The sequence below is a fragment of the Cecembia sp. genome (genome assembly GCF_007126775.1).
GTDB lineage: Bacteria > Bacteroidota > Bacteroidia > Cytophagales > Cyclobacteriaceae > Cecembia.
In genome coordinates, this window is the sequence record NZ_SLAP01000032.1 from 14,248 (window position 1) to 37,082 (window position 22,835).

The following is a 22,835-nucleotide window of genomic DNA, read 5'->3' on the forward strand; positions in this document are numbered from 1 at the left end:
ATAACAGGCCGATTTCTAAGCAGTGTTTCTTTAAAATCAAGAAAGATCCAGAATATCCCTTATTTTATTGATTTTCTGCATTTCTTGGAACAAGCCTTCAAAATCATCATCTTGGATTTTATCTCTGAATTTAGACAAGTTTGTGATATACCTGTTTAGACCTTCTATAATATTTTTCTTATTTTCCAGCATTATTGGTGCCCACATAGCTGGCGAACTTTTGGCCAAACGTACCGTTGAAGCAAAACCACTGCCTGCCATATCAAAAACATTTTTATCATCTTCCATTTTGTCAAGAACAGTTTTCCCCAGCATAAAAGAAGAAATATGAGACAAATGGGATACAAATGCCAATTGGGCATCATGTTCTTCAGGATCCATGAACCTGAGTTTCATATTCAATGCTTCAAGAACCTCATACGCCATTCCTTTGAGATGTACATCAGTTTTTTCCATTTCACAGATAATAAATACTTTCCTGTCCAATAGACTTTCCATCGCCGCTTTTGGACCGGAATATTCCGTACCGGCTATTGGGTGTCCTGCCAGGTAACGGGACCGCTGTGGATGGTTTTCCACTGCTTTACAAAGGGTAGCTTTGGTAGATCCAAAGTCTATAATTAAGGTATTTTCCCCGGTTTGATTCAAAGTAGTTTCCAAAATTTTTGGTAAGGTGTCCGCGGGAGTTGCCAAAATAACAATATCTGTATCAGGATCGGCTTCTGTTCTTGCTTCATTAATTAAACCCAATGCCAATGCATCACTGAGGTTTTTTTCACTGGCGTCATGCCCTGTAAAAACAATTTCCGGCATTGCTTTTTTCAATGCCAACGCAAATGATCCGCCCAAAAGTCCTATTCCTACAATGTGTATCTTTTTCATATTAATCTTAATTAATTTAATCGCTCTATGGATTCTATATTCTATTGATTGCTTCCAGGATTTGGCTTTTATTGACGCAAAGAGATAATCTTACCCAGCCCTCTCCATTATTTCCAAAAATATCACCAGGTGCCATGAAAATGCTTTTATTTTCCAATAAACCATCTACAAACTCCCTGGATTTAATTCCATCGGGAAGCTTAGCCCAAACAAACATGCCTTCAGCATCCTCACTGTATTCCAAACCAAGTTTTTTTACCAACTCCCATATCATTTTCCTTCTCGCCGCATATTCAGCATTCAATTCAGAATACCATGCCTCTCCTAAATTCAAGGCGGCAATAGCCCCATTTTGAATACCAAGAAACATTCCGGAATCTACATTGCTTTTCACCTTGACTATAGCATCAATAAATTTTCCTTGACCCAAGACTGCCCCCACTCTCCATCCAGCCATATTGGCTGTTTTACTCAATGAATTTAATTCCAAGGCTACCATTTTGGCGCCCGGAATTTGAAAAATACTCCGAGGTTCATCCGTCAAAATCATACTGTAGGGATTGTCATTAACCAACAATAAATCATGGGCTTTAGCGAAGTCAACCAGCGCTTTAAATATCTGTCTATCCGCCTTAGCTCCTGTGGGCATATGCGGATAATTGATCCACATCATCTTGACTCTCGAAAGGTCTTTCTTTTCCAAATCCTGCAAATCAGGATACCATGCGTTTTCCTTATTCAAACTGTAGTAAATGCATTCGTTTCCCAGCATTTTGAGCACTGAGGTATAAGTAGGATAGCCTGGATCAGGAACCAATACAGCATCTCCCTCATTTAAAAAAGCCATGGAAATATGTAAAATCCCTTCCTTCGAACCGATCAAAGGCAGAACTTCAGTATCCGTGAAATTGGTTACACCATATTTCTTTTCATAAAAATCCACAAAAGCCCTCCTCAATGCAGGAATTCCTTGGTAATTTTGATAACCATGGGTTTCAGTAGCGTTTGCAGTGCCTGTCAAAGCAGCCACAACAGTTGGGTGAGGAGGTAAATCAGGACTGCCTATACCCATATTGATTACGGCTTTCCCTGCCTCCTGAAGCCTTTTGACTTCTTTTAATTTTTGAGAAAAATAATATTCCTCCACAGTATGGACCCTATTCGAAAAACTGATCATCTTTTATCTTCCTTACAAAATTTACTACTCCTATACTCTCCAAGTACTTTTACTTCAGCTCCATTTTGGACAATTCCTTTTAGGGCTTCTTCTAAGCGAAGAAAAGATTCAAAATGAGCATCCATAAAAAACGCATAATCCCAAGGTTTTTCTATTACCGGCACAGATTGGATCTTGGAAAGATTAAGCCCGTATTCACTTATTTGTGTAAGCAATTTGGCTAAACTCCCCATTTCATTGCTGATAATTATCTTCAAAGAAACTTTATCGCTTCCATCAGTTTTTTCTGGTTTTCCTTTTTGCAAAATAATAAACCTTGTGAAATTGTCTTTGACAGTTTGAATGTCGGAGGCCAATATCTGTAATTGATATATTTCGGCAGCAGCCTTGCTGGCAACTGCAGCAACACCCATCAGCGATTCCTCAGCGATGCGTTTAGCCACAGTCGCTGTATCCAAATCATCTGACAATAGGATATCCGGATAGTCTTGGAAAAACTTCTTACACTGCAAAAGTGCCATGGGATGGGAACGAACCTCCTTGATATCGGCAATTTTTTGTCCTGGAAGGGCTAGGAGATTATGGGAAATTGGCAAATAATACTCCCCCGAAATGTGTAAACCATAGCGATCTATCAGTTCATAATTTGGTAAAATAGCTCCTGCTATTGAATTTTCAATCGCCAGAACGGCATATTGATCTTTTGCTTCCGAAACTGCCTTGACCGCCTGTTCAAAGGTGCGGTGATAGTTTACCTCGGATTCAGTTCCAAAATAATCCAATACCACCTGATGGTGGAATGAACCAGGGATCCCTTGAATTGCAATACCCATAGCTTAATTATTAATCAACGCAACATGCTTCCAAAAACTGGGATAGGATTTATTGACCACTTCTGGATCTTCAATGATTACCCTTGTCTTGGTCATCAAAGGCATAAACGCCATAGCCATTCTGTGGTCATCATATGTATGAATTTTCACTTCATTGGGCATTTTCACACTTGGAATCAGGGTGAATGCCTCGTTGGCATCTTCTTCTAACTTCGCCCCAAATTTCAGCAATTCCTGTTGCAGGGCATAAATCCGGTCAGTTTCTTTGATCCGCAGACTTTCTAAGCCTGTAAATCGTACTTTTTGCCCAATAATAGCACAAGTTACTGCTACAGTCTGGGCCAAATCAGGACAATCGCTGAAATCGAATGCATCTAGACCTTTGACTTCCTGTTTGGTCAATTGAAGCCCACCAACCTTAAATTCACTCTTTACCCCTAAGTGATCCATGATTTCCACAATCTTTGAATCTCCTTGCAAACTATTCTGCTTTAGCCCTTCCAAAAACAAGTCTCCCTTATCTGCACAGGCAATCAAGCTGAACCAATAACTCGCTCCTGACCAGTCGCTTTCCACCGAAAAGACAGTGGGCTTATAGTCCTGATGTTTCACTTTGATCAAATTGCCTTTCCATTCACAACTTACGCCAAATGCCTTCATCAACTGAATAGTCATTTCTATGTAGGTTCTAGAACCTACTTTTCCTGTCAATTCGAGGGTCAATCCCTTTGGTAGCTTTGGGGCTACCATCAAAAGCGCTGAAATGTATTGACTGCTTACATCCCCTCTGATTTGAAGGGCATCAGTTTTTTGAATCTTCAATCCATGAATTGCAAGAGGTGGAAAGCCTTCTTTATTCATGTAGTGGATTTCTGCCCCTAGAGCCCTTAATGCATCAACCAAAATTCCTATCGGTCTTTCACACATCCTCGGTGTTCCAGTCATGACCTTGTACTGATCAGTGACCACAGCATAAGCTGTAAGAAATCGCATGGTCGTACCTGCATCCAGTACATCAAAAATTGGAGGGTTTTCCTTAAGGAGACGGATCATGGTCTGGGTATCTCTCGCCTCTGCTAAATTCAGTAGCCGGTTTTCGCCTTCAGTCAGTGCATCTATTATCAATGCCCTGTTACTCTCGCTCTTAGAAGAGGGAAGAGGGATTCTGCTTGGCAAAAAAGAATTGATCTGTTCTAAAATAAGGGTTTCCAAAGTTTCTTTTCTTAGATGTTTTTGTAGTATTTGATGGCTTCGAATATCTCTTGTTCGTTAACTGGAATATTATAATCGCAGGCTCCAATCCCTTGCAGCAAACTAAAATAAATTTTTCCACCTTCATTCTTTTTATCTTGGGTACACAATTGAATAATTCCAAGGATTTCTTCTTCCTCAAAATCAAACTTATGAAACACCAGCATCAAAGCATTTTGAACCTCCTCCAATTCCATTTCAGAAAGTCCGGATTTAAGATGGGAAAGGTAAGCTTCGCAGACCATGCCAATAGCAATGGCTTCTCCATGGAGCAAATGTCTATCTGTATTGAGGAACTTTGATTCAAAAGCATGTCCGATACTATGCCCAAAGTTGAGGATTTTCCGCAAGCCGGATTCTTTTGGGTCCTTTTCCACGACTTCCTTTTTAATACTGATAGACTTTTCAATAATATCTCTCCATGATTGCTCTTTCCAGTGATCAAATTTGAGGCTGTTAAAATAGCCTGTACTTCTGATTAAACCGTGCTTGATGACTTCAGCATAACCTGACCTCAGTTCTTCCTCAGGTAAGGTTTTTAAAAACACATCAGAAATCAGAACTGCTTCAGGTTGCGTAAAAACCCCGATATGGTTTTTCAGTCCCATAAAATCTATCCCTAACTTTCCTCCGACACTTGCATCTACTTGGGCAAGGAGTGTGGTAGGTACATTGATAAAACGAACCCCTCTTTTATAGGTGGAGGCACAAAAACCTCCCATATCACCTACAACACCCCCTCCCAAGTTGATGATCAAAGCTTTTCGGTCAAACCCCTGTTCCGTCATCCACTTCCAAATCTCCTTACAGGTGTCCAAGTTCTTTTGATTTTCTCCGGCTTCAAACACAAAACTGCTTGAATTCTCAGGTAAACTTGTTTGAATTACAGGAAAACAATGCTTTTGTGTATTGTCGTCCATGATAATTCCCACTCGCGAAAATTTGATATTTCCCAAATAGAGCAAAAGGTCCTTTGCAATTTGACCAGAAAATAAAATTTTTTCCAAAATATGCTTTTTAATTGACGGATACTTAGGCTTTCCTGATAGGATCTGCTTCTCTTAATTGCTTTTCCTGTCTTTTGACTGACTCTTCATGAATGCAGTAAAGAAGCTCTTTCATGAATTTTTCACTTAGATTTTTATCAACTCCTTTCTTGGTTCTTGATTCCATCACATATTTCCAGCGGTCAGACTGGAAAACAGTAAGGTGATTTTCTCTTTTGTAAGCACCCACTTGATCAATAAGGGAAAAACGCTCCTGTAGGATATCCAATAATTGATCATCCAAATGATCAATAGCGTTTCTCAGGTCATTGAGTCTTTCGCTTGGATTTTCTTCTCCGATTGTATCCCTAAAATCTATTTGGGCCAAAATGGCTTTTAATCTTGCCGGGGTCACCTGCTGCTTGGCATCAGACCAGGCATTATCAGGATCATGATGTGTTTCAATCATTAAACCATCAAGACCAAAGTTAATCGCCCTCTGGGCAGTTTCCAATAAACCATCCCTGTTGCCTACGATATGACTTGGATCATTGATCACTTCCATTCCTTTCCACTCTCTTTTCAGATGGATGGGCATGGACCAATTGGGCTTATTACGGAATCTTTTGTCATAGGAATCCGAGAATCCTCTATGTATAGCGGCCAGTTTATTAATTCCTACTGCAGAAAATCTTTCCAATGCACCTAACCATAATTGTAGATCTGGATTCATTGGGTTTTTAACCATCACGGGAATATCCACCCCTCTTAATGCATCGGCTATTTCCTGAACAGCAAATGGATTGACTGTGGTCCTTGCCCCTACCCAAAGCACATCCACTTTATGCTTCAGCGCACTTTCCACATGGGCAGCGTTTCCTACCTCGGTGGTAATAGGAATATTCAAATGATGCCTGACGATTTCCATCCATTTCAAACCATCTTCACCAATGCCTTCAAATGAACCGGGACGGGTACGTGGTTTCCATATTCCGGCACGAAACATACCTGGAATCATATTTTCTTTCTTCATGTCCAAACAAACTTTTTCAATTTGCTCAGGAGTCTCTGCACTGCAGGGACCAGCAATGATGGTATGGCCGCTGAGACCTAATCCCCAATCTTTAATTTGTAAATGATCTTGCATGATGTTGATGGTTTAAATGAAAAAAGCCCGAATCTTTCGAATCGGGCTTTTTCTTGGTTTATGATTTTTAGTTTTTTACCAGACAATAAGCAGCTCCGATTCGACCTTCAGGACGAAAATAAAAGTAAAAGAAGGTAAAATATGTGTACACTGCGTTTAACATGTTTCAAATGTAAAGTCTCCTTTTTTAAAAACAAATCAAAATTTGAATAATTTTTTTAATTTTTTGTAAAGATTGATTCAATGTTTAAATAATCCGAAAATTATCGAATCAATAACGGTAAAAACAGAAGATAATTCTGAATTATTGATCCCCAACATTCTCCCGAAGCTTATCTTTCATAATTTGCTCCTGCTTTCTGATTGATTCGCTGTGGACAAGCTTAAATAATTCTTTAACAAATTCAGGATTGACTTGAAGTGCCTTGGCCCAATCTGGCCTCGTCTCAAAAACTTCCTTCCAGCGTTCTATTTGGAAAATGGCAACATTGTTGTGCTTTTTGTATTCTCCAGCTTTTTCTACCAATTTCATCCTACGGCCAAGCACTTCCAAAAGTTCCCTATCCACTTCATCTATATGTTCTCTGATAATTTCCAACTGTGACTTCAAGAATGGATCATCGATTGCAATCGTTCGGGGCTGCAATATTCTGATCAGATCGGATAGCGCCATTGGACTGAGCTGCTGGGCACTATCCGACCATGCATTTACAGGGTCTATATGGGATTCTATGATCAATCCATCAAAATTAAGGTCAAGAGCCATCTGCGAAACTGATGCAATAAGCTCTCTTTTACCGGAAATGTGGCTTGGGTCATTAAGCATAGGTATATCAGGGTATTGAGTCATGAACTCTAATGGAATTTGCCAGGTAGGACTATTCCTGTACACCCTGTCGTTGAAATTAGAAAATCCTCTGTGAATGGCGCCCAATTTCCTAACTCCCGCCTGATGGATTCTTTCCAATGCCCCTACCCAAAGCCCAATATCTGGATTTACCGGATTTTTTACCCAAACCGGCACATCTACTCCTCTCAAGGCGTTGGCAATATCCTGTACTGTAAAGGGATTTGCTGTAGACCTGGCGCCAATCCAAAACATATCAATACCAAACTCCAGCGCTTTATCTATGTGATAGGGTTTAGCTACTTCAATGGCAAATTGCACGCTATATTTTTCCTTTACTTCTTTGATCCATGGAAGCGCTATCTCCCCTACCCCTTCAAAATGGTTAGGCCTCGTTCTTGGTTTCCATACCCCACCTCTTATGATTTTGATTCCATAACTTACCAATTGGGCAACCGTTTTATCCAGCTGCTCCGGTGTTTCTACACTACAAGGACCCGCAATAATAAACGGTTTTTTTAACGGAAGCCCCCAATTGTCTATTTTCTCAATTTCCAATACCTTGATTCGTTTTCTTTTACCTTTAACATCTACAATGTAGCATAAGTTTTATCATGATGGTTAATCTTTCCAAGGCCATACAGACATAATCCAATCTGTTCTTTTGAAAATTCATTACCTCTGGATTCAAAGATATCGATTATTCATATAAGCATTCCAGAATCGGAACTGCCTCACTCCGGCTTTAAAATGAATCAAGGAATAGATGGAAATGACCAAACAAAGCCTATCCACTTGCAGTTTTTTTGATATATTTGCAGCCTGATTGAAACCCTATGCCAGTAAAGCCCGAAATTTCTTTTGAGAATTTAGAAGTCGCCTTCGCTTCCAAAACAGACGCGGAGTTAAAAAAAATGTATTACATCTTTGCTACCATGAACAGTAACCTTGCTGTGAAGTTGGGTATCAAATTGGCTGATTTGGCCTTTGCCCTTAGGTTACCTGTAAATGGCATCATGAAAAGCACCATGTTTGGTCATTTCTGTGGTGGCGAAAGCATACAGGATTGTCAGAAATCTGTTGACAAATTGGCTGAATTTAATGTCAAAACAATTTTGGATTATTCTGTAGAAGGGAAGGGAGACGAAGCCAGTTATGACGCCACCAAAGCTGAAATACTAAAGACTATTGAAAGGTCTGCGGGAGATGCCAACATCCCTTTTGCCGTCTTCAAAGTAACTGGTCTTGGGGATTATAAAATCATGACTAAAATCCAAGAGGGTAAAAAATTAAATAATTCAGAACAGGAAGCCTTTGAGAAATTGGAACAGCGGGTGGATGAGCTTTGTGCAGCAGCCCATCGCGTAGGCACAAAGATACTCATTGATGCAGAAGACTCCTGGTATCAGGATACCTTGGAAGTACTGGTTTACAGGGCGATGGAAAAATACAATAAGGAAACTTGTGTTGTCTACAATACATACCAAATGTACAGACATGACATGCTACAACGTTTGCAGGAAGCCCATCAATTAGCATTGGAAAAAGGTTATTTTTTAGGTGCTAAACTGGTGAGGGGAGCATATATGGAAAAAGAAAGAGATCGGGCTGCAAAAAAAGGGTACATCAGCCCTATTCAACCTGATAAATTTTCAACCGATAGGGATTACAATGCCGGTATCAACTATTGTTTGAATAATATAGAAACAATCGCACTTGTCTCAGGGTCTCATAATGAAGAAAGTAACCTGATGCTTACAGAGCTACTCGCATCAAAAGGACTCCCTGAGAAAGATGAAAGGGTATATTTTGCACAGCTGTATGGAATGAGCGACAACATCTCCTTCAATTTGGCCGATGCTGGTTACAATGTCGTCAAATATGTGCCTTATGGCCCGGTTGAAAAGGTAATGCCTTATTTGTCCAGAAGGGCTGAGGAGAATACCTCTGTCGCAGGTCAAAGCAGTAGGGAATTTGAGTTGATCAAAAAAGAAATTGCAAGAAGAAAAAGCTTGAAATATTAGGTCAAAAAATCGCAATAAGCGTACATTGACTCACTGAAAAGATGGAGGTTATTGCCAAATAATTAGATCAATATTTTCAGTAAAACCATTAAACCTAGAGATTTCAAATCAATTAAAAGATGCAAATACTAAGCGAGCAGGAATTAGAGAGAAGAAAAGACCGTGAGGAACTGATGAAACTTGGGATAGATCCATATCCCGCGGAAACCTTCCCTATCAATGTCACAGCAGAAGATATCCATAGGAACTACGAAAACCGTAAAAACGATTACAAAAACATTTCCATTGCGGGAAGATTGATGAGCCGAAGGATTATGGGTTCTGCTTCCTTTGCAGAAATACAGGATGCTACTGGAAGGCTTCAGATTTACATCAGACGGGATGATATCTGTACAGGAGAGGATAAAAGTTTTTACAATACAGTATTCAAAAAACTTTTGGGTATCGGGGATTTCATAGGTGTCAAAGGTTATATTTTTACAACACAAACCGGTGAAATATCCCTGCATGTCACCGAACTAAAGATTTTATCAAAGTCGGTAAAACCCCTGCCTGTTGTCAAAAGGGATGATCAGGGTAATATCTATGATGGATTTACTGATCCCGAACTCCGGTATAGACAGCGTTACGTAGACCTTACTGTAAACCCTGAAGTGAAGCAGGTATTTCTCATCAGGTCAAAAATCATCACCAACATGAGGAGTTATTTTGATGACAGGGGTTGGCTTGAGGTCGAGACTCCTATTCTGCAGCAGGTTCATGGAGGAGCAGCAGCAAGGCCATTCAATACCCATCATAATACCCTTGACATGCCTCTATATTTAAGGATAGCCAATGAACTTTACTTAAAGCGACTTATTGTTGGTGGATTTGATGGTGTATATGAATTCGGAAAAATGTTCAGAAATGAAGGAATGGACCGGACACATAATCCGGAGTTCACCTCTTTGGAAATTTACGTTGCTTACAAAGATTATGTATGGATGATGGAAATGGTGGAAGACCTTTTGGAAAAGGTAACCCAATCCATACATGGGACGACAACAATAAGTTTTGGTCAAAACGAAATCAACTTTGCAGGTCCATACAGGAGACTGACCATGTTTGAGTCTATCAAGGAATATGCTGGAGTAGATGTAAGTGAAATGGATGAGGAAGATTTGAGAAAAGTATGTCGTGACTTGTCCATTGAAATCGACGACAGCATGGGCAAAGGCAAACTGATTGATGAAATTTTCGGAGCCAAAGTAGAGGACCATTTAATTCAGCCTACCTACATCATAGATTATCCAGTAGAAATGACACCGTTAGCCAAAAAACACCGTTCTAAGCCAGGTTTGGTCGAACGCTTTGAGCTTTTTGTCAATGGAAAGGAAATTGCCAATGCTTATTCAGAGCTGAATGACCCCATAGATCAGAGGGAAAGATTTGAAGAGCAGCTAAAACTGGCTGCAAGAGGGGATGATGAGGCCATGGCTATGGATGAGGATTTCCTGAGGTCATTAGAATACGGCATGCCTCCAACTTCAGGACTGGGAATTGGTATTGACAGGCTTACCATGTTATTGACCAACAAATCTACCATTCAAGAGGTACTATTTTTCCCGCAGATGAGGCCAGAGAAAAAAATAAAGCTAGCTACGGACGAAGATTTTGTGGAATTAGGTATACCGCTGGCTTTAGTTGCAGTTATTCGGGAACTGAATATTCATACCATCGAACAATTGAAGGAATACGATGTCAATAAGCTGTTTAATGATGTGTGTGGCAGAAGAAAAAAAATGAAATTGGATGTACCTAATCCAACAAAAGAAGAGGTAGAAGCTTGGCTAGCTTCTTAAATTGAAAGCCGGGTTCACTGAGCCCGGCTTTTTTGTTGAACAATCAAGTAGCCAATCCCCAAAATTGTCCAAAATAGAACCCAGGGGGTACTGTAGCCCATTACATATTGGGTATCTTGTACGTTTATCTTGAAAGTATAAGGCCTTACAAGAAAGAAAACCAAAATACCTATGGCCAAATAGATAAGAAACGGATATGTTTTCATTTTCGAAAAATAAATAAAATTGGGCTTAACGAGAGTCTTTGGGATACAGAAAATAAAAAATATTATTTATCGGAATCAGTATGGTTAATTTATTTCAAATTCAACATGTTAATTTGCCCAATTTACCCAGCTGATTTGAAGTTTTTCAGTGATTACCTGAAATATTAACCTATTATTTAATATTTTCCATGAAAAATTAAAAAACTGGTAATTTTTCCTACATGAATCTTCGATTAAACTCTGAATTTGGCACCTTAAAGGCTGTTTTAATGCACCGTCCAGGAAAAGAAATAGACAGGCTTACTCCCTATAATAAGGAATACCTGCTCTTTGAGGATGTTCCTTACTTGGAGGCGATGCAAAAAGAGCATGATTATTTCACAGACCTGATCAAGCAAAGTACAGGGGCGAAGGTTTACAGACTTCAAGACCTTTTGATTCAAACCTTATCCAATAGTGAAATTTTGGACAGGCTAATGACTGATGCCTTAAAAAGAAACAGGCTTACTCATTTAAAGGCATTTATCTTAGAGAGATTTTCAACTGCTGAATGTGCTACTGCCCTTACAGCTGGAGTCAAGGTCCACGAATTAAAAAGAAAAATTCCTAATCTTCCCAAAATGGAGTTGATGGATTATACCTTTGTCATTCCCCCGAGTCCAAACCTGTATTTTCAAAGAGACCCCATGGCTATAACACCGGGAGGCATTGTTTTTTCAAGTATGAAAATGGAAGGAAGGCAAAGAGAAGCAGACATTCTCCGGGCAATTTTCGAAAACCATCCCGATTTCAAGGAGCATGTTCATGCGCTTTATCCCATCAATGGCATTGAAAATCCGCCAAGTATAGAGGGCGGGGATGTGATTGTATTATCCAAAAAGGCGGTAGCTATAGGGAATTCAGAACGAACAGATGAAAAAGCCATCTACCAGGTAGCTAAAGCTCTTTTAGGAGAAGGAACAGTTGAACGGGTCTATGAGGTTCACTTACCCAAAAAACGGAACTACATGCATTTGGATACGGTTTTCACCATTTTGGATGAAAACCTGGTCCTCACTTATCCAGATGCCCTGAACGCGGTACTACAGACTTCTCTGTATACTTTGAAGGAAAAGACAGAGGATAAAGTCCACATCAAAAGACAGGTACTCAATGAATCCCTTCTTACAGTGCTTGAAAAAGAAATTACCCATTTGGAAATTCTTTCCACAGCTGATGGCAATCCTGATTATTCCATGCGCGAGCAGTGGTTTGACGGCGCCAATGTATTTGCCATTGGTCCAAGGAGAGTGATTTCATACAATCGGAACCTACATACTAACAGGGCATTGAGAAATATGGGGGTAGAAGTACTGGAAATCCCTTCTTCTGAGCTTTCAAGAGGTCTTGGAGGCCCTAGGTGTATGACCATGCCGCTCAGTCGCTCAAAAGTTTAACTTTTCTCTGATTCAATTTCACTTACCAGTTCTTCGTACCAAGAAGCACCGTATTTTCGGATCAGGGCATCTTTTAAAAACTTGTAAATAGGTACGCCCAATTGACTCCCTAAGGTACAAGCTGGTGAACAAATATGCCATCGGTCGTAATTCAGGGCATCAAATTGATCATATTTGGTGATTCTGATCGGATAGAGGTGACAACTCATTGGTTTCTTAAAATCTATTTTTCCGTCCAAGTAGGCCTGCTCAATCCCGCATTTAAGTACACCCTTTTTATCATAAAGTGCGTAGGCGCATTCTCTATTTTCCCCTACAGTTGGGGTACATTTATCCCCGTCTTTATCTATGACCCAAGTACCTTGCTTTGCAATCACTTGACGACCTTCCTCAGTGATATAGTCTTTGACTATAGGGTATATTTTTTCAAGCACTGATGTTTCTTCATCTTCTAAAGGCGCCCCTGAATCACCTTCCACACAACATGCCCCTTTACACTTTTCCAAATCGCATACAAAGAACTGTTCCTTAATATCATCACTGATGACAGCATTTCCTATCAGTATCATTTTAATTACTTTTGAAGTCTAAAGTTAGGGAGATTTAAAGAAAAGATTCAAGCAGTATGGTTTACTGAATTCATTTTTTTCTTACATATACATCCTTGCTGAGCAAAGCTATGGTTTTACCTTCCTTGTCCACGACTTTACAGGGAAAGTTGAAGACTTTTTTTCTATCTATATCTACTTCCTCCTTGATCTTGGCAATCTGATCCTTTGGGATAGAAAACTCTGCATAGACAGTACCTTTACCTGGCTTAATGAAATCTATACTTGCCGCTTTATCCCATACTATGTATTCTTTTCCCAAGTTGATAATCAGGATAAACATATAAAAAGGATCACACATGGCATACAGGGAGCCTCCAAAAGCTGTGCCTACTAAATTTCTATTGTACCATGTCAATTTTAACCTCACTTTAAAATAAGTGAATTCCTTGTTATGCGCGATCACCTTAATTCCAGAGAAAAGGTAAGGTGGGTAAAAATTCAAAAGTTTGATCAGCCTGAGGTATTTCCTTTTTGTTTTGACTTCCATAATAGCAATTGTAGGATTTGGCTAATCTAATGAAAAACAATAATCTTAAAAATAAAAGAACCGTTCTGATTTCTCAGAACGGCTCAACCCAGCACTATGAAGAAAAGCTTTTTAAAGCCTTCAAATAGATAAACAGGATGGATATACTTTTGTTTATCTTTTTTAAAATATTTTTTTAAAATTTAAACTCATACCCAGCAGTGATGAATCGGGGTAATCCCATACGAATCCCCTCCGGTCTTCTGGAGGCAATAAATCGTTCATCTGTTAGGTTTTTGATACTCAAGTTGAATCTAGAATTCCATTTTTTCACATCATAAAGCAAAGTGGCATCAATGGTAGTGAATGCAGGCATCAAACCGATTCGGCCATCAAATCGAGGGACTACTGTATTCAGTTGGTCTGTAAATTGCTGACCAACATGGTTAAGTGTAATTCGACCTCCAAATCCCATTTCTGTTTCCACTGTCAATGCTGTATTGATCAACCATTCAGGTGCATAAGGTGTACGTAGTCCATTAACATTAATATCGTTGATGATTCTATCCGCTCCGAACACAGAATTCACATAAGTGATGTTCGCATCGTAGAATAAATTTACTTTATCCCAATTAAGTAACTTAGAAATTTCTACATTAACCATCGCTTCTATCCCTTCATGAAGTGTACGTCCTGCGTTGACGACACCAAAACCAGCAGCTCCCAGAGATTGTGCAACAGGGATAATCTGATTGCTAAAATCCATTCTGAAGCCTGCCAACTCGAAAAAGAGCCAAGGGGTGAATTGAGATCTCAAACCTAGTTCTATATTGACAGAAGATTCTGCATCAAGGTCCAGGGCCTGCCCCTCACCGGTAACAGCGTCCTGTAGTCTTGGTGGACCAAAACCACGGTGTACACCACCAAAAATATTGACCTTGTTTGATGGGCGGAAGTTAAATCCAGCTCCTGGGATAAACTCGCTAACCACATTGGTTCCGACTAAGACAGTATCTCTAACAACACCTTCAAAGGGCCTTCTTAAAATATCTCTTTCAGCAATGTAATTTTCGTAGCGGAGTCCTACATTTACATCAAACTTTGAAGTGACATTGGTCGTGTTTTGAAAATAGCCACTGAAGGCATTTCCTGTACGGATTTCGTCCTCCCGTAAATCCCCACTTCGGACACCCGCCCTTGTTCCGTTAACCCGCTGTACAAGTGCCCTTTCATAATGCAATCTTACACCGGTAATCAATTCATTTTTAACATTAAACAGGTTATGGTTGGCCTCAATTCTTGGTTCAATTCCAGCAACTTCATAAGAACGATCTCTGTTACCTGTACCGTCTCTCATGAAAATGGCGCCACCGGGTACATTAAGATCCCCCCAGTATTTACCGGTCCAATTGGAAGGAGGAGTGTTGGTCGCATTTACTGAAAAGTCCTGCCTGCTCCAATTTCTTGTAGTTGTGTATCCATAGGCAATGGTACGAAGACGAATATTGTCGCTGATCCTGTATTTGTGAGACAGACTTAGAGAAAGCCTCCTTACATCCAACCTGTCATCAGGAGACAAATGTGTGAAATCATTTTCGCCACGTTCAAACATTAATTGATTCATTCCAATGTAAGTAGCATTGGAGGTTTCATCGTAAATACCAATCTTCATTCCCAATTCAGAGCGCTCATTGAGGTCAAACAAGAATTTTGCATTCAAATCTGTCAATCCAAAACTGGAAGGACCTAAATTTTCAGCACTTCTTCTAAGTAAACTTACATGATAACCGGTATTTCCAACGGTATTTCCATAATTCAATAGTCCTGAAAAATAACCGCCTTGTCCCCCTTGAATGTTAATTCTTCCTTCAGAAGACTCTGGAGGATTTGCCGTGATGAAATTGACCACCCCACCTACAGTTCGGGGGCCGTATAAAATCTGACCTGACCCTTTGAGTATTTCCATTCCTTCCATACGGTCCACAGGAGGAGTATAGTACATTTCAGGCTCTCCATAAGGGTTCAAAGCCACCGGCACCCCATCCTCCATAATAAGAATAGACCGACTCATATTGGGATCCAATCCACGGATTCCCATACTCAAACGCATACCTGTAAGTTCATCTTCCACTACATTCACACCTGGTGTACGTCGTAATGCTTCAGCTATACTGATTGGGTTTACAAAACCCAACTCGCGTTTATCGAGGTAATTCACTGATCCAGGTGTTTTGGAAAAGAGACGGTCTTTACTTGAAATGATGGTAATTTCAGGCATATCCACTCCTACTTCCGAGAAAATAATTTCTAATTCCTGGATTCTCCCATTGATAATTTCAACTGATTTTGTAACTGAACGGTATCCTACCGCCGAAACTTTAATATCGTAGGTACCATTTGGAATATTGACCAGCGAAAACTCACCATTGATATCCGCAACAGCTCCTTTGATGGTTCCTATAACCTGAATATTGGCGAATGGAACAGGCTCACCATTTTTTTCACGGATGACTCCCTTTAACACCTCTTCATCTTCCTCATTCCCCATGCTTGACAAGGAATGAAAATCTCTACCTATCAAATGGTTAGAAATACCTATAAAAAAGATGAGAATGAAAAGTTTACGTATAGCTGCCTTCATTTAATTAGATTAATTTTAATTAACGACGCAAATGTATTTGCTATTTAAACTTAATCCAAATAAGGATTTAAAATTATTTGTTTGATTTTTTATATAGATATACAATTGAAATAGAATTTTTCGATAAATGGTAGCATTGGGTACTTAAGCAATTATTTTAACAGGTTTTAGCACTTTTTATAAAATATTTCGTTGGTCAGGTAAGGAATAAATGTCTTATTTTGCAGCGTGCAAGCCAACCTGTCGCCGCGAACCCAAAAGTTTTTGGGACGGGGAGGAAAGTCCGGGCAACGTAGAGCACCATACTTCCTAACGGGAAGGGGTCTTGTTGGTGACGGCAGGATTACAGAGAGTGCCACAGAAAATATACCGCCCTGATCCTGATATTTATCAGGACAAGGTAAGGGTGAAATGGTGGGGTAAGAGCCCACCGCCCCTACAGTGATGAAGGGGGCAAGGCAAACCTTATGGGTTGAAAGATCAAATAGGTTCCGTTTTGAGTTTAGGCTCAAAGAAGGCTGCTCGTCTTTATGCGGAATGGGTAGATCGATAGAGCGCAGGTGTGAATCTGGGCCTAGATAAATGACAGGTTAGTTACCAAAAGGTAATGAACAGAACCCGGCTTACAGGCTTGCACATTTTTCATTTAAAAAAATGCTTATGCCGAAAATTTTAATTATTGATGATGAAAAAGTCATCCGCTCAACCTTGAAGGAGATCTTGGAATATGAAAAATACCAGGTCGATGAAGCCCAGGATGGAGAGCAAGGGTTGCAAATGTTGCAGGAAAAAGAATATGATCTTGTTTTGTGTGACATTAAAATGCCCAAAATGGATGGACTGGAAGTTCTTGAAAAAAGTGCTGAGATGGAAAAACAACCTCAGTTCATTATGATTTCAGCCCATGGAAGCATAGAAACAGCTGTTGAGGCTACTAAAAAAGGTGCTTTTGATTTTGTTCCCAAACCACCAGACCTGAACAGGCTTTTGTTGACTGTCAGAAATGCATTGGATAAAAAAAGTCTGGAATTTGAAACCAAAGTCCTAAAGAAGAAGCTGTCTCAAAAATTTGATATGGTCGGTGTATCACCTGCTATCAAGCAGGTAAAAGAGACCATAGAGAAAGTAGCTCCTACTGATGCCAGGGTATTGATTACCGGGCCAAACGGAACAGGCAAGGAATTGGTGGCTCATTGGTTACATCAAAAAAGCAACAGATCTCAGGCCCCATTTATTGCGGTCAATTGCGCAGCAATTCCAGCAGAACTTATTGAGAGTGAGCTATTCGGTCATGAGAAAGGCTCCTTTACTTCTGCCGTAAAGCAAAGAATAGGAAAATTTGAACAGGCTGACGGAGGTACTTTATTTTTGGATGAAATTGGAGACATGAGTCTTTCAGCCCAGTCCAAAGTCCTAAGAGCCCTACAGGAGCATAAAATCACCAGAGTTGGGGGAGACAAAGACATTAAAGTAGATGTAAGGGTTCTTGCCGCGACCAACAAAGACCTTAGAAAGGAAATTGAAGAAGGCAACTTCAGAGAAGATCTTTATCACAGGTTAAGTGTAATACTCATCCAAGTTCCAGCTTTGAAAGACAGGAAGGGGGATATCCCTTTATTGGTCAATAAATTTTTGGAAGATATTGCCAAAGAGTATGGCACAACAAAAAAGGACATCAACAAAGAAGCCCTCGCTGTTTTGCAGGATTTTCCCTGGACAGGTAATATCCGGGAACTCAGAAACGTAGTCGAAAGGCTGGTCATTCTGGGTGATAAAACAATCAGCCTTGAAGATGTAAAAAAATATGCTGACTACTAAGTCAGCATATTTTTATCCCTTAATTTCTTTGCTATCAACCGCTTTTGCGTATGCAGGGCACGGCTTGCTTGAAGCACATGCATTTAAGGCCAAAAGTCCGAGAGCCATTACAACAATTGCTAATTTTTTCATTTTTTATAAATTTTAAAGCCAAATATGTTTAATTTCTAAAGGAATACAAAATTAATTGACCATTAAATTGCACCCACGAATCTCACTATTATCAAACCTACCCAAAACTTCTAAGCTCCCTTTTTCATCTAATTTCCCTAAATCCTGTGTCTCTATAAATGCACAGGAATGAAAATTAGCCAAATCAATGATGTTAATTCCCCCTTGCATTCTGTGCGAAAATGTGAATGGATCATTGATATCCCTTAGCATAACGTGCATAGAATCGGGTAAATTGTATTTCCCTTCTCCTTTTGAATAAGCTTGGGACATTAATTCGGTCATTCCATATTCGGAATGTATTTTTTCAACATTAAATGCATGCATTAATTTTTCATGAACTTCTTCCCGGACCATCTCTATTCTTCTTCCTTTCATTCCACCGGTCTCCATTACAATCAAATTTGGTAAATCTGGAATTTCTACCCCACTTTCTGCAAGATCCAAAAGGGCGAAAGTTACTCCTAGTAAAAGTACATGCTTGGTATTTTTTTTTAATTTCTGCAGGGTTGTCACCAAATCACTGTGATTGTATAAATAAAACCCAGAATATTTAGAACCTGATTCTTTAATGAAATAATCAGACATACTCACAAGAGAACTCCCTTTTCTTTCCAAATAAGCTGGAAGTAATGCCAAAACATGAAATTCCTTGATAGACCCATATGCTTTCTCAAAGAGCTTGAGAGCATGCTGAAGGTAAAATGATTCAGACCAAAAATAATGTCTACTTGTAATTGCTCCGGTAGTCCCACTACTGGAATAATATCCTTCAAAATGATTCAAACCTGCAGATATCACTTGAAAATCCTTAAAAAACCGTATAGGTAAGAATGGGATATCTTCCATTCTATCAATAGTGACTGGATCAACTTTTCTGGCCTTGATATAGGCTTTATAAATAGGGTTATTCATAGCTTGGAACTGGAAAAGCTCAAGTGCTTTCTGCTCAAAGTTTTGTATTTTCCCCTGAAGTATATCTTCTTCAAAACTTTTGAAATATTCCATCGTTTTATAATTTGCCATCAGAAAATTGAGCACTTTTACGTAATCAGACAATTTCATGTAAATTTATAAGTACATGAGCAGTGTAAAAAAGTATATCGTTATAATATTTGGACTTCTTTTAGGGTTTGGCTGTGTTTCCCCGCCCGAGAATTTCCCATCTGTACCGGAAATCTCTTTTGAGGATATGCGGTTTGTCAATACAGCTGGATCAGACTCTTTGATAATTTCCATACGCTTCAAAGACGCCGAGGGCGACTTGGGACTAAACCCAACAGACATTGACCCACCCTTCCAACCGGTTAATTTCAGAAGAAATGCTGCGGGGTCACTTATCAATTATGCCAATAGGCCACAAGATGCGCCAGTTTTCAATCCTCTTGATTGGGTAATTAATCCTATAGTCAATAATGTAATAGTCAGAGATACAATCTGGGTAGAGCAAAATCCCGATCATAACAACATCTTCATTAAATTTTTTATCAAAAGAGATGGGGTTTACAACGAATTCAGATGGCAGGATCCACCATTTTTCACAACATTCAATGGGCGATTCCCCAGACTATTTAACGGTTCCGATGGGCAGCCCGTAGAAGGAGTCTTGGAATATGCAATGTTATCTTTTGGTTGGCAATCAATATTCCGAAATGATACTTTGAGAATTGATGTACAAATTCAGGACAGGTCACTTAATCGAAGCAATATCATTTCTAGTCCAGAAGTAACACTCAACCAGATCAGGAGGTAAAGTAAACTGGGGTAGAACAAACAAGAAAGGCCTCATTAGTGAGGCCTTTCTTGTTTAGAGTTCAGGGAAATTGCCAGGGTCTGCTTCATGCATCATTGCATACACTTTCTCCACAACATCATCTACTGATGGTTTGGAAAAATAATCTCCGTCTGAAGAATAAGCTGGTCTATGGGCTTTGGCTGCCAAGGTAGCCGGTTCGGAATCCAAATGGTAATAAGCACCTTGCTCCTCCACCACTTTCTGCATCATATAAGCTGAAGCACCACCCGGGACATCTTCATCTGCAAAAAGCACTCTGTTTGTTTTTTTAATCGATTCAACAATTTTATGATTTACATCAAATGGCAATAGTGTCTGAACATCAATAATTTCAATGGCAATTCCCATTTCTTTAAGCTCATCCGCAGCTTCTTCAATAATCCTGCACATGGATCCATAGGTTACCACTGTTAAATGCTGCCCCTCTCTTATAACTTCAGGCTCACCTAATTTAACTTTAAAATCAGCCAAATTGGATGGCATTTTCTCTTTTAGTCTGTAACCATTTAAACATTCTATAACCAAAGCTGGCTCATCTGCATGCATCAAGGTATTGTACATACCGGCAGCCTGTGTCATATTACGGGGAACACATATCAACATTCCTCTAAGGGAATTTAATAGCATACCTATTGGAGACCCGGAATGCCATACACCTTCCAGTCTATGACCTCTCGTCCTTACAATCAAGGGTGCTTTTTGTCCCCCTTTGGTCCTATAATGTAGGCAGGCTAAATCATCAGATAAGGTCATCAGTGCATAATGTATATAATCCAGATATTGGATCTCAGCCATTGGCCTCAAACCTCTTAAAGCTGCACCTATACCCTGACCAATTATAGTCACTTCCCTGATACCAGTGTCTGTTACCCTTAACTCCCCATGCTTTGCCTGTAAACCGGCAAAAGCCTGATTGACATCACCGATTCTTCCCACGTCTTCACCAAAAGCTAAAAATCTAGGATCGCTTTCCAACAAGTTATCAAAACAGGCCTGCAGAATTTCTCTTCCGTCAACCAAAGCAGCATTTTCATCGTACTTGGCAGGAACAGGGACAACCTTATTAGAAGAAAAATCCGATTGTGAATACAAATGACTGCTGTACCTTTCTTCATTCAGTTCCTGTTGGACAGCATACCACCCTTTCAGGTCTGCCTTGACCTGATCTGCATCATGCCTCATTAGCCAAATGGCTTTTCTGACAGTACTGATTACATCTTTACGTATAGGGTTTATGGCTTTTGAAAGATCTTCTGCCAAGGCACTCAATGCCTGGCTTTGTGTTGACTGGGGAGCTGCGTTTCTGATTAATTGCAACGCTTCTTTTAATTCAACCTTAATTTCTCCAGAAAAGGCAGACCAAGCTGCGTCTTTTTCTTTTTTAGCAAAAACTTTGGCTTCCTGTTCTATTAAATCCAGTTCTTGTGCATTGGCATAATTACTTTCTATCAGGAATTTCCTAAATTGAACAAGGCAATCATGCTCTTTTTCCCAATCCAAACGCTCCTTGGATTTGTACCGCTCATGGGAACCTGAAGTAGAATGGCCCTGAGGCTGTGTCATCTCGACCACATGGATCATTACAGGAACATGCTCTTCTCTTGCTATTCTGGAGGCATTTTCATAAGTTCTATCCAGGGCCTCATAGTCCCAACCTTTTACAATGAAAATTTCGTAACCTTTTTGGTCATCGTTTCTTTGCAGACCTTTTAAGATCTCAGAAATACTACCCTTTGTGGTGTGGTATTCATTGGGCACTGATATGCCATATGCATCATCCCAAATTGAAATCACCATGGGGACCTGCAATACTCCTGCGGCATTTACTGTTTCAAAAAACATACCCTCTGAAGTAGATGCATTACCTATGGTGCCCCATGCCACTTCATTACCGTTTTTACTGAATTGATGTATTTCTTTTAGGCCAGGGCTCTCTCTATACAATTTAGATGCATAAGCAAGACCCAATAATTTTGGCATTTGGCCGGCTGTGGGGGAAATATCGGCAGAAGAATTTTTTAGTCCTGCCAAATCTTTCCATGTCCCATCTTCATTAAGAGCACGGGTTGCAAAATGACCGTTCATCAAACGTCCTGCTGACGCTGGATCTGCCTCCACTGAGGTATGGGCATACAGTTGGGCAAAATATTCCTTTATTGTCAGTTGACCTATGGCAAACATAAAAGTCTGATCCCTGTAATACCCGGATCTGAAATCACCATTTTGAAAATATTTAGCCATAGCAAGCTGAGCCAGCTCTTTCCCGTCTCCGAAAATTCCAAACTTGGCTTTTCCCATGAAGACTTCTTTCCTTCCCATCAGTGAAGCATGTCTGCTTTCCCAAGCAAGTTTGTAATCACTTAAGAGCTGCTCTTTTTCAAATATTTTTGACCTCTTGTTCTTAGATAATGTTGCCACGTTCGTCATTTTAATCTCTAAAGGTAATTTGGGTTCCCGTCGGTTTTTTACCAAGCAGTTCAAAAATAGCCAAATTTGTCATTTTTACAAACTCACAAACAGAATAATTGCAAAAAAAATCGGTAAAAAATTTCGATTTATCAGCTTAAAAATAATTTTTTCAAAATAAATTCCCTCCTAATGCAATTTTTGATGCTCTTCTTTTCAAAATCCTGCAATTATTACGCCAAAATAAACGCTACCAGTGCCTTACTGTACTCCTAGATCAATCGCCCTCCATCTACT

At 39.7% G+C, this 22,835-nt stretch carries 17 protein-coding genes and 1 other RNA gene; 6 read left to right on the forward strand and 12 right to left on the reverse strand.

What is annotated here, in order from left to right; all coding sequences use genetic code 11:
• Positions 1-36: 36 nt before the first annotated feature.
• From QZT73_RS02405 to QZT73_RS02435, 7 genes are all read right to left on the reverse strand, one after another.
• Positions 37-882 (reverse strand): prephenate dehydrogenase, encoded by an 846-nt coding sequence (locus QZT73_RS02405; protein ID WP_291783015.1) that lies wholly within the window; start codon positions 880-882, stop codon positions 37-39.
• A gap of 34 nt (positions 883-916) precedes the next feature.
• A complete protein-coding gene (locus QZT73_RS02410; RefSeq protein WP_291786430.1) occupies positions 917-2,059 on the reverse strand; it encodes an aminotransferase class I/II-fold pyridoxal phosphate-dependent enzyme in 1,143 nt (380 codons plus the stop codon).
• Entirely contained in the window at positions 2,056-2,892 is an 837-nt protein-coding gene (locus QZT73_RS02415) for a prephenate dehydratase (protein ID WP_291786432.1), read from the reverse strand. The genes QZT73_RS02410 and QZT73_RS02415 overlap by 4 nt, the downstream gene beginning before the upstream one ends.
• Positions 2,893-2,895: 3 nt before the next feature.
• On the reverse strand, positions 2,896-4,104 hold the full coding sequence (locus tag QZT73_RS02420) for a 3-phosphoshikimate 1-carboxyvinyltransferase (RefSeq protein WP_291786433.1): 1,209 nt from the start codon (positions 4,102-4,104) through the stop codon (positions 2,896-2,898).
• Between the two features lie 11 nt (positions 4,105-4,115).
• Positions 4,116-5,150, reverse strand: a complete 1,035-nt coding sequence (aroB, locus tag QZT73_RS02425) for a 3-dehydroquinate synthase (RefSeq protein ID WP_291783027.1) — start codon at positions 5,148-5,150, stop codon at positions 4,116-4,118.
• 25 nt (positions 5,151-5,175) lie between these two features.
• A complete protein-coding gene (locus tag QZT73_RS02430) occupies positions 5,176-6,276 on the reverse strand; it encodes a chorismate mutase (RefSeq protein ID WP_291783029.1) in 1,101 nt (366 codons plus the stop codon).
• A 304-nt stretch (positions 6,277-6,580) separates the two neighbouring features.
• Complete coding sequence (locus QZT73_RS02435; protein ID WP_291783032.1) at positions 6,581-7,681, reverse strand: bifunctional 3-deoxy-7-phosphoheptulonate synthase/chorismate mutase type II; 1,101 nt, start codon at positions 7,679-7,681, stop codon at positions 6,581-6,583.
• Positions 7,682-7,959: 278 nt separating this feature from the next.
• On the opposite strand from QZT73_RS02435, the gene QZT73_RS02440 reads away from it, so the two are divergent.
• The 3 genes from QZT73_RS02440 to QZT73_RS02450 all read left to right on the forward strand — a co-directional run bounded on the left by QZT73_RS02440 (position 7,960) and on the right by QZT73_RS02450 (position 12,630).
• Positions 7,960-9,147 (forward strand): proline dehydrogenase family protein, encoded by a 1,188-nt coding sequence (locus QZT73_RS02440; protein WP_291783035.1) that lies wholly within the window; start codon positions 7,960-7,962, stop codon positions 9,145-9,147.
• Between the two features lie 119 nt (positions 9,148-9,266).
• Positions 9,267-10,988 (forward strand): lysine--tRNA ligase, encoded by a 1,722-nt coding sequence (gene lysS, locus QZT73_RS02445; protein ID WP_291786434.1) that lies wholly within the window; start codon positions 9,267-9,269, stop codon positions 10,986-10,988.
• Between the two features lie 427 nt (positions 10,989-11,415).
• Positions 11,416-12,630, forward strand: coding sequence for an arginine deiminase family protein (locus QZT73_RS02450; RefSeq protein WP_291783041.1), 1,215 nt, complete (start codon positions 11,416-11,418; stop codon positions 12,628-12,630).
• Here the strand turns inward: QZT73_RS02450 and QZT73_RS02455 are convergent.
• The 3 genes from QZT73_RS02455 to QZT73_RS02465 all read right to left on the reverse strand — a co-directional run bounded on the left by QZT73_RS02455 (position 12,627) and on the right by QZT73_RS02465 (position 16,348).
• Positions 12,627-13,199 carry a DUF3109 family protein gene (locus tag QZT73_RS02455; RefSeq protein ID WP_291783043.1) on the reverse strand — a complete coding sequence of 191 codons (573 nt, stop codon included), beginning with the start codon at positions 13,197-13,199 and terminating at the stop codon, positions 12,627-12,629. The genes QZT73_RS02450 and QZT73_RS02455 overlap by 4 nt on opposite strands.
• A gap of 70 nt (positions 13,200-13,269) precedes the next feature.
• Positions 13,270-13,728, reverse strand: coding sequence for a DUF4442 domain-containing protein (locus QZT73_RS02460; protein WP_291786437.1), 459 nt, complete (start codon positions 13,726-13,728; stop codon positions 13,270-13,272).
• 175 nt (positions 13,729-13,903) lie between these two features.
• Positions 13,904-16,348 (reverse strand): TonB-dependent receptor, encoded by a 2,445-nt coding sequence (locus QZT73_RS02465; protein WP_291783048.1) that lies wholly within the window; start codon positions 16,346-16,348, stop codon positions 13,904-13,906.
• A gap of 227 nt (positions 16,349-16,575) precedes the next feature.
• Between QZT73_RS02465 and rnpB the strand changes: the two genes are divergently transcribed.
• Together rnpB and QZT73_RS02475 are read left to right on the forward strand one after the other, a co-directional pair.
• An RNA gene (gene rnpB / locus QZT73_RS02470) (RNase P RNA component class A) lies at positions 16,576-16,990 on the forward strand.
• Positions 16,991-17,008: 18 nt separating this feature from the next.
• Positions 17,009-18,166 (forward strand): sigma-54 dependent transcriptional regulator, encoded by a 1,158-nt coding sequence (locus tag QZT73_RS02475; protein ID WP_291783052.1) that lies wholly within the window; start codon positions 17,009-17,011, stop codon positions 18,164-18,166.
• A gap of 183 nt (positions 18,167-18,349) precedes the next feature.
• On the opposite strand, the gene QZT73_RS02480 is transcribed toward QZT73_RS02475, so the two are convergent.
• Complete coding sequence (locus QZT73_RS02480; RefSeq protein ID WP_291786439.1) at positions 18,350-19,345, reverse strand: acyl transferase; 996 nt, start codon at positions 19,343-19,345, stop codon at positions 18,350-18,352.
• A 73-nt stretch (positions 19,346-19,418) separates the two neighbouring features.
• On the opposite strand from QZT73_RS02480, the gene QZT73_RS02485 reads away from it, so the two are divergent.
• Positions 19,419-20,090, forward strand: coding sequence for a hypothetical protein (locus tag QZT73_RS02485; RefSeq protein ID WP_291783055.1), 672 nt, complete (start codon positions 19,419-19,421; stop codon positions 20,088-20,090).
• A 54-nt stretch (positions 20,091-20,144) separates the two neighbouring features.
• Here the strand turns inward: QZT73_RS02485 and QZT73_RS02490 are convergent, their stop codons facing one another.
• Positions 20,145-22,559, reverse strand: a complete 2,415-nt coding sequence (locus QZT73_RS02490) for an alpha-ketoacid dehydrogenase subunit alpha/beta (protein WP_291783058.1) — start codon at positions 22,557-22,559, stop codon at positions 20,145-20,147.
• Positions 22,560-22,835: the final 276 nt, after the last annotated feature.

What these genes read in the sequence shown, in the direction of transcription:
- lysS (WP_291786434.1), top strand. Translation starts at nt 9,267, where the DNA reads ATGCAAATACTAAGCGAGCAGGAATTAGAGAGAAGAAAAGACCGTGAG.
- QZT73_RS02465 (WP_291783048.1), bottom strand. Translation starts at nt 16,348, where the DNA reads ATGAAGGCAGCTATACGTAAACTTTTCATTCTCATCTTTTTTATAGGT.
- QZT73_RS02415 (WP_291786432.1), bottom strand. Translation starts at nt 2,892, where the DNA reads ATGGGTATTGCAATTCAAGGGATCCCTGGTTCATTCCACCATCAGGTG.
- QZT73_RS02455 (WP_291783043.1), bottom strand. Translation starts at nt 13,199, where the DNA reads ATGATACTGATAGGAAATGCTGTCATCAGTGATGATATTAAGGAACAG.
- QZT73_RS02450 (WP_291783041.1), top strand. Translation starts at nt 11,416, where the DNA reads ATGAATCTTCGATTAAACTCTGAATTTGGCACCTTAAAGGCTGTTTTA.
- QZT73_RS02440 (WP_291783035.1), top strand. Translation starts at nt 7,960, where the DNA reads ATGCCAGTAAAGCCCGAAATTTCTTTTGAGAATTTAGAAGTCGCCTTC.
- QZT73_RS02460 (WP_291786437.1), bottom strand. Translation starts at nt 13,728, where the DNA reads ATGGAAGTCAAAACAAAAAGGAAATACCTCAGGCTGATCAAACTTTTG.
- QZT73_RS02405 (WP_291783015.1), bottom strand. Translation starts at nt 882, where the DNA reads ATGAAAAAGATACACATTGTAGGAATAGGACTTTTGGGCGGATCATTT.
- QZT73_RS02430 (WP_291783029.1), bottom strand. Translation starts at nt 6,276, where the DNA reads ATGCAAGATCATTTACAAATTAAAGATTGGGGATTAGGTCTCAGCGGC.
- QZT73_RS02485 (WP_291783055.1), top strand. Translation starts at nt 19,419, where the DNA reads ATGAGCAGTGTAAAAAAGTATATCGTTATAATATTTGGACTTCTTTTA.
- QZT73_RS02480 (WP_291786439.1), bottom strand. Translation starts at nt 19,345, where the DNA reads ATGGAATATTTCAAAAGTTTTGAAGAAGATATACTTCAGGGGAAAATA.
- QZT73_RS02410 (WP_291786430.1), bottom strand. Translation starts at nt 2,059, where the DNA reads ATGATCAGTTTTTCGAATAGGGTCCATACTGTGGAGGAATATTATTTT.
- QZT73_RS02475 (WP_291783052.1), top strand. Translation starts at nt 17,009, where the DNA reads ATGCCGAAAATTTTAATTATTGATGATGAAAAAGTCATCCGCTCAACC.
- QZT73_RS02490 (WP_291783058.1), bottom strand. Translation starts at nt 22,559, where the DNA reads ATGACGAACGTGGCAACATTATCTAAGAACAAGAGGTCAAAAATATTT.